This window comes from Teichococcus aerophilus (assembly GCF_014490485.1).
GTDB lineage: Bacteria > Pseudomonadota > Alphaproteobacteria > Acetobacterales > Acetobacteraceae > Pseudoroseomonas > Pseudoroseomonas aerophila.
In genome coordinates, this window is sequence record NZ_JACTVA010000122.1 from 1 (window position 1) to 2,107 (window position 2,107).

At 72.0% G+C, this 2,107-nt stretch carries 2 protein-coding genes; both read left to right on the forward strand.

All coding sequences use genetic code 11. The features are described from left to right. The coding region (locus IBL26_RS25375; protein WP_187787274.1) for a hypothetical protein at positions 1–200 on the forward strand (200 nt) is incomplete at its 5' end. A 6-nt stretch (positions 201–206) separates the two neighbouring features. Continuing rightward, on the forward strand, positions 207–2,107 hold a 1,901-nt coding region (locus IBL26_RS25380; protein ID WP_187787275.1), incomplete at its 3' end, for a peptidoglycan D,D-transpeptidase FtsI family protein.

Sequence of the window (2,107 nt, forward strand, 5' to 3'; positions counted from 1 at the left end):
TGCGCGAAGCCGCGCCGCGTGAGCAGGTGGCCGAAGTGCGGCCCGCCTCCACCGGCCTGCTGCGCCAGGCGCTGCACCTGCCCATCGGCACCGCCAACGCCGCGCCGCTGCCGCAGGCCTCCGGCTCCGCCCTCGGCGGCGTCTCCCGCGGCGCGCTGGCACCGCCGGTGCCGCTGCCGGTTCCGGTCCCGGTTCGGTAAGCCAACATGAACGACCTGCCCCCGCCTTCGCCGGATTCGGTTCCCTCGCGCGGCTTCGGCCATCTGCGGCAGCCTGCTGGTCTTCAGCAGGCTGAGGCCGTGCCGGCCGCCCAGCATGGGGGTGGGCAGCAGGGTACGGGCCGCCACACCACCGTCCGCATCACCCAGCCCGACCTGCTGCGCCGCGCGCAGCTGGAGAAGAGCCGGGGGCGGATCGTCGTCGGCGCACTCGGCTTCGGCGCGCTTTTCATGGCCGTGGCGCTGAAGCTGGCCTATTCCACCGTGATCAACCCGGCGGAGCCCACCCGGCTCTACGCCGCGCTGCGCGCCGTGGCGCCGCCGGCCGAGCATGCCTCCAGCCGCGCGCCCATCACCGATCGTAATGGCGAAATGCTGGCGATGTCGCTGCCGGTGACGGCGCTGACCGCCAACCCGCGCGTGCTGCACAACGTCCCCAACGTGGCGGACCGCCTGCGCACCGTGCTGCCGCAACTGGACCGGGAGCGGCTGATCGAGCGCCTCTCCGGCGACCGCGGCTTCGTCTACATCGCCCGGGCCCTGACGCCGCGCGAGCAGCAGGGCATCATCAATCTCGGCATCGCCGGCATCGACTTCGAGCATGCGGAGCGCCGCTACTACCCGCAGGGCCGCGCCGCCGTGCACGTGCTCGGCAACGTGGACGTGGACGGCAAGGGGCTTTCCGGCGTCGAGCGCTTCTTCGACGAGCGGCTGCGCACGCAGCGCAGCAACCCGCTGCGCCTCTCCATCGACGTGCGCGTGCAGCTGGCGCTGCGCGACGCCGTCAGCCAGGCCATCACCGACTTCAGCGGCATCGGCGGTGCCGGCGTGGTGCTGGACATCAATTCCGGCGAAGTGATGGGCATGGTCAGCCTGCCGGACTACGACGCCGGCGACATCAGCGACGCCACGCCCGACCAGCGCTTCAACCGCGCGACGGTGGGCGTGTACGAGCCGGGCTCGACCTTCAAGCTGCTGACGGCGGCCGCCGCGCTGGAATACGGCACGGCCAATGTCTACAGCAGCCGCTTCGACGCCAGCCGGCCGATCCGCTACGGCCGCTTCACCATCACCGACTACAAGGGCAAGAACCGCTGGCTCTCCTTCCCCGAGGTGCTGGCCTATTCGTCCAACCTCGGCGCCGCCCACATGGCGGAGACCTTCGGGCCGCAGCGCCAGCGTGAATTCCTGCGCAGCGCCGGCATGTTGCAGCGCCAGAGCCTGGAACTGCCCGAGACCGCCCTGCCCCTGGTGCCGCCCGCCAATGGCTGGCGCGACATCAACATGTACACGATCTCCTTCGGCCACGGCATCAGCGTGACGCCGATGCACGTGGTGACGGGCATCTCCGCCATCGCCAATGGCGGCATCCTGCGCCAGCCCACGCTGCTCGCGCAGCCGCCGGGCACGGTGCGGGAAGGCACGCGCATCGTCAGCGAGCGGACCAGCGACATCATCCGCCGGCTGATGCGCCTGGTCGTCACCGACGGCTCGGCCCGCAATGCCGAGGTTCCGGGCTACTTCCTCGGCGGCAAGACCGGCACGGCGCAGAAGACCGGCCCGCGCGGCGGCTACCTGATGAACAAGCGCATCGCCGCCTTCGTCGGTGCCTTCCCGATGAACGCGCCGCGCTACGCGCTCTACGTCATGATCGACGAGCCGAACCCGAATGCCCGCTCCCACGGCTACGCCACGGCGGGCTGGGTGGCGGCACCGGCGGCGCATACCGTGGTCAGCCGCATCGCCCCCATCCTGGGCCTGGTGCCGGAAGACCCGGCGAACCCGGCGCTGATCCAGGCCACCAGCATTCCGTTGCAGCCGCGCGGCGCACCGGCCGCCCCGGGCGCCGCCGCCGCACCGGCCGTGGCCGGCACCCCGCGCACCACCGC